Genomic DNA, 6,026 nt, shown 5'->3' with positions numbered 1-6,026 from the left:
TCGGTTAAACCTAAGATTTTATGTCCAAATGCTACGCCCTTCTAGGATTTTTGCACTCTTGTCTTATGAGCTCACGCACCCTACAATAACTGTGGAGTCAATCTCAAATCGAAAAATGGAAAATCCACACACCTTACTACTGATAGGTTTTGCCGATCGGGATTTCGATCGCAAAAGTAGTTCCGCCTCCGATTTCTGAACTACACTCAATTTTGCCCTTGTGCTTTTCTACCACAATCGAGTGCGCGATAGACATTCCCAACCCCGTACCCTTCCCCACATCTTTTGTCGTAAAAAACGGGTTAAAAATGCGCTCGACTATCCCCTGCGGAATACCCGTACCGTTGTCGGAAATCTTGACGATGACCGTGTTTTGCGGCGTCAGACGAGTGCAAATAACAATCCGACCGCTATGAGGCTGTGGTTCTGTAAGTGATAACTTGTGATATCGTTCTTCAATCGCATCAATTCCATTAGCCAGAATATTCATAAATACCTGATTTAGCTGGCTCCCGTAGCATTCGACAAGGCGCAGTTGACCAAACTCCTTGATTACTTCAATTTCCGGGCGCCTGTCGTGACTCTTCAAGCGGTGCTGCAAAATCAACAAAGTGCTGTCAATTCCGGCGTGAATATCGATCGGCTTCATTCCCGCTTCGTCCAGCCGCGAGAAATTTCTCAGCGACAGGACAATTTGCCGGATGCGATCGGTTCCTACCTGCATCGAACCCACAATTTTTTTTAAATCATCAGCCATAAAATCCAAATCAATCTCTTCGATGCGATCGACAATTTTTGGATTAGGTTCGGGATACTGATCTTCGTAAAGAGTCACCAGATCCAACAACTGCGTAGTATACTGGTGGAGATAAGCAATGTTAGCGTGAATGAAATTAACCGGATTATTAACTTCGTGGGCAATCCCTGCAACCAACTGCCCCAAAGAAGACATTTTTTCAGTTTGAATGAGCTGAGATTGAGTAGAGCGCAATTCCAACAGCGCCGACTCTAGCTCTGTAGCTCTTTCTCTTTCTCGCACCTCGCTTAGTCGCAGAGCTTGCTCAGCTTGTTTCCGAGTAGTAATATCCTGGGCAAATCCAATTATTACCTTTGACTGACCCTGAGAATTTCTGCTAAAAATACTATCCCGACTTTGCAGCCAAAACCATTGACCGTTCGCAGCCTGCATCCTGTACTCAATTTCCTGAACTTCGCCATCTTCAATTCCTGCAAAGCTCGCGTGATGTTCCAAAATTTTCGGCAAATCTTCGGGGTTCATTAACTGAGGGAGCAGCGATGAACCCATCACTTGAATTTCTTCAGATGTATATCCCAAAATCGTACCAATAGAAGAATTAGCATAGATATTTTGCTGTTCTTCCAAGTCATAAAGATACAAAATGCCGGGAGTAGCATAGGCAATTTTTTGAATAAACTGCTGGCTTTCTTGCAAAGCTAACTCAGCTTGTTTGCGATCGGTAATATCAGTGATGATACCGTCCCAAAGAATATCGCCGTTTTCCTTAGCTTCGGGACGGGAAATTATCTGAAACCAGCGAATCTTGCCCGAAGGTAGCACCATCCGTCCTTCCCACTGAAAAGGTTGCAAAGTTTGCGCTGAAATAATAATAGATTCCTCATAATTTTGGCTGTCTTCGGAATGAATAAAATCACTTGCAAAAGCCGGATTTTGCATCACATATTCTGGTTCCAACTCAAAAATTTGTCGGCAAGCAGGACTTATGTAAGGAAAACTGAAAGAGCCATCTGGACGCAACAAAAATTGATAAATTACTCCCGGCAAATTAGCCGAAAGCTTTTGAAATTTGCTCTCGCTTTCCCTCAATTCTTGCTCGGCTTCCTGGCGTTCGGCAATTTCTGTTTGCAACTGAACAAAAGCTTTGCTCAATTCCGATGTGCGCTCCACAACTCTATTTTCTAAGTCTTCATTCAATTTTTGAAGACTTTCTTCTGCTTGTTTGCGCTCGATCGCAATTCCGGCTAAATTCCTGACTGATTCGATCAATTCCAGTTCAAAATTCTCCGGAGTGCGCGGTTGGGCGTAATACATGGCAAAAGTCCCCAAAACTTGACCGCCAGATGAGACAATCGGAGTAGACCAACAAGCTCCCAGTCCAGCACTCAAGGCTAAATCTCGAAAGGGTGCCCACAAAGCATCGGTAGCAATATCTGTAACAATTACCTGTTGGCGGCGATAGACAGCAGTGCCGCAGGAACCAACATTCGGGCCGATGGCTAGTCCATGAACAGCAGCATTGTAACTTTTTGGCAAACTCGGGGCGGCTCCGTGCATAAAATGTTTGCAGTCTCTATCGAGAAGCAAAATCGAACCCATGACATCTTTTGATTGCTGTTCGATAAGTTTAACTAAAGTATTTAAAGTATCGGCAAGAGTTGCGCCCCGAGCAATCATTTCTAAAATTTGTTTTTGACCAGTCAACCAATTTTCATTTTGCTTGCGCTCGGTAATGTCGCGGGCCACCCACAGAACTGCGTTTTCCTGCATTGGCGCCACGGTAGCGGCAAACCACTTTTGTTCGCTGCCAATTTCCAGGTGATATTCACAACTCAAGCTTTGATTAGTAGAGACAGCGATATTAATTTGCTCCAAAAAAAATTCTGCTATTTCTGGCTCGAATATATGATTAATTTTTTGACCGATAACTTCCGTCGGTGGCTTGTACAAAAGTTCGGGATTTGTCGGGGCAATTTTTAGATAGCGTCCCTCAATATCTATCACAAAAATTACGTCGTTCATGGCGGCAAACAAAGTCTGCAATTCTGCTTCTGAAGCTTGCAGGGCAATTTCAGCTTGTTTGCGATCGCTAATGTCGCGCCCGACGAAGATGAAATTGTTGTCCTGCATCGGTGCAATTTTGCCAATAAACCATCTTTGCAGGCTGCCAGTGTTCAGGTTGTATTCAAAAGTACAGGGTTGATTGGTAGCGGCAGCGCTGCGAATTTTATCCATGAAAAATTCTGCTGTTTCAGGCTCTAATACATCGCTGAGTTTTTGACCGAGAAGTTCCGCCGGTAGTTTGTACAAAAGTTCGGGATTTGTGGGCGCAATTTTTAGGTAGCGTCCTTCCCGATCGAGGACAAAAATAATGTCGTCGATGGCAGCGAATAAACCCCTAAGTTCAGATTCTGAAGCTTGCAGGGCGATTTCAACTTGTTTGCGATGGCTAATGTCTGTACCGACGAACAGCAGCCCGATCGATCGCCCTTGAGAATCGAGCAAAGGTTTGTTTCTCCAGGCTATCCAGACTTTTTCTCCATTGCGGCGGATGTTTTGATTCTCGTGTTTGAAGTATTTGTCCGGCTCGGCCACACAGTCTCGAATCATTATGACTAACTGATTTTCCGACAAATCGGCCGGATCTACAATTGTGCCGATCGCACTTTTGCCAATTATTTCTGCTTGTGAATACCCAAAAAAAGTTTCCGCAAACTCATTAAAAAAAGTAATCTTGCCCTCACTGTCTAACTGCACAATCATGCTGTTAGCATTCTCCACCAGTTGCCGGTACTTAGCTTCGCTGGCGCGCAGCATCGATGGGCCGTACACCCAGCTAAACGCCACCGCAGAGCTCAAAACAGCCAGCAAGCCGCCTCCCCCCAGCAGCCACCCGCGCCAGGGCGAATTCTCGGGCCATCCGGACGCCGGAATTGCTGCCAACTGCCAGGAACCGTTGGGCAAAATCACTTCCAGCACCACCGGATTGTTCTGAAAAATCGACTTGTCGCCGAAAAACACCTCGCCTGACACTCCCTTGGCGTCTTTCCCCCGGACAGCGTATTGCAGCTTGGCCGAGGGATCGTTGAGTCCCGCTTCCTCAAGCAGGACATTTTTTTCGAGGATCACACCGATCAACCCCCAGTAAACTCCTGTTTCGGGCTTGGCGTTGGGGGGAGTCAGAAAAATTGGCGATCGGCTCACAAAGCCCACGCCCCCCTCCAATAATTGCACGGGCCCAGCAAGCAAAGTTTTTCTGGTGCCGATCGCATCTTTGACCATTTGCCGCTGTTTGGGTAGCGTCATCAAGTCAACCCCGATCGCCCTTTCATTTCCCTCCCGCGGATAAATGTCAGCAATTGTCGTGCCTTTAACTAAACTGATGTTGCGAATGCCGGTTTGATTTGCTAGCAAAATTCTGGCAGTGGCTGCAAACTCGGCTTTGGTGATGCTTGGCTTGTGGGAAATGTCAGCCACCAAACCGCGCATCAAAAACAGCCGCGAATTCAAAGAGCCTTCTAGCTTAGAACGGACTGTGCTGAGCCGATCGAGCGTTTCAGCGCGGTTGTGCACCAAAAATCGCTCTTGTTCCGATCGGTCTAAAATGCCAACTCCCACCAAAATTGCTATTAATGTGGAAATTGCCCCTAAATACGGTGAAATTTGGAATTTTTTAACCTTAAAGTATTCCATCTGTGGGTAGTTCAACTATATTTTTAAGTATTTAGATAGATTTATTTTAACTAGGCAGACGGGAATTCCCCCACTATACCGTACTCGGTTAGTGGGGGATGAAAGGCGTGTGAGTTGTAGCCAACGAACAAATTTCTTGCATTTCCTCGGTATCCTTGCTATAATATTATCAGAGATGTAGAAAACTGATAATGTACCAAGCCTATAAATTCCGAATCTACCCAACAGCCGAGCAGCAGACGTATTTTGCGGGTGCTTTCGGTTGTTGTCGTTGGTTCTGGAATTACAGCTTGAATTTATGCCAAGCAACCTATAAAGATACTGGCAAAGGACTGAGTAGAGGTGCAATACAAGGACTGCTACCAAGCCTCAAAAAAGAATATCCTTGGTTAAAGTCAGCTTACTCTCAATCACTTCAAGTAGTCGCTCTCAACCTATCTACTGCCTACAAAAACTTCTTTGATAAACGTGGCGGTTTTCCTGGTTTTAAATCAAAGCATGGAAAACAATCCATTAGTTATCCTCAGAATGTCAAGGTAGGTGATAGTTTCATCAAGTTGCCAATCATTGGTGAGGTACATTGCGTAATTCATCGAACACTAGATGGCACTGTCAAAACCGTTACTGTTTCTAAAAATACTGATGGTAAATACTATGCTTCGATCTTGGTTGATGATGGGCTAGAAACACCGGAAAGTAATGCGTCGGGCAAGGCTATTGGCTTAGATGTTGGTCTGATTGACTTTGCTGTAACCAGTGATGGGAGCAAGTATACAAATCCCAAACATCTCAAGAAACACAGTCGCAACCTGAAGCGCAAACAGCAAAAACTCAGTCGTAAACAAAAAGGGAGTAACACCAGGCAGAAGGCTAAGAAATTAGTAGCCAAGGTTCATTCAAGAATCAAGAGAGTCCGGGTCGATTTTCTGCACAAGCTGTCCCGCAAGATAGTAGACGAAAACCAAGTTATTGCAGTAGAAAATCTCAACGTCAAAGGTATGGTACGTAATCACTGTCTAGCCAAAGCTATTAGCGATGCTGGATGGGGGATGTTTGGAACAATGCTCAAATACAAAGCTGAAAAACTAGGCAAGATATATATCGAAATTGATCGATTTTTCCCTAGCTCTTTGACTTGCAATAATTGTCTCCATAAAGTATCATCCATGCCTCTGAATGTTCGTCACTGGAATTGCCCTAAGTGTCACAGCCATAACGATAGAGATATCAATGCAGCGAAAAACATTCGGGATGAAGCCTTGCGGATTTTGGCATTGGGAACCAGTGCTACTGCCAATGGACGGAATGTAAGTCAACCTGGGAAGATTTCGATCTTGCTGGATGCTGTTCCGGTTGAAGTTGGAAGCTCCCGTCATAGCGGTATCCCGCTTGACGGTGAGTAGTTCACTTGTATTTCTCTAGGCAGATGCAAGATTTCCTGTCTGCGGGGGTTTGCGAGTTCTGGGGGAATTTTTGGCATTGTATAGCAACCGCCACATCGGTGAGGACATAAATAACTTGATGAATAGAGCCGATACCCCTACGGCATCAATGGTTTGATTCTCGTTATGCAACT

General features: G+C 45.1%; 2 protein-coding genes. One reads left to right on the top strand and one right to left on the bottom strand.

Annotated elements, in window-relative coordinates:
• Positions 1–136: 136 nt before the first annotated feature.
• On the bottom strand, positions 137–4,450 hold the full coding sequence (locus tag QT974_RS29590; protein ID WP_333471958.1) for a PAS domain S-box protein: 4,314 nt from the start codon (positions 4,448–4,450) through the stop codon (positions 137–139).
• Between the two features lie 191 nt (positions 4,451–4,641).
• Between QT974_RS29590 and QT974_RS29585 the strand changes: the two genes are divergently transcribed.
• The gene (locus tag QT974_RS29585; RefSeq protein ID WP_333471957.1) at positions 4,642–5,853 is read left to right on the top strand and encodes an RNA-guided endonuclease InsQ/TnpB family protein; all 1,212 of its coding nucleotides are present in this window, start codon (positions 4,642–4,644) and stop codon (positions 5,851–5,853) included.
• Positions 5,854–6,026 lie beyond the last annotated feature (173 nt).

It is taken from the genome of Microcoleus sp. BM001215392, assembly GCF_036700185.1.
Classification (GTDB): Bacteria; Cyanobacteriota; Cyanobacteriia; order Cyanobacteriales; family Microcoleaceae; genus Microcoleus.
This window is presented reverse-complemented; position numbering and strand designations above follow the sequence as displayed.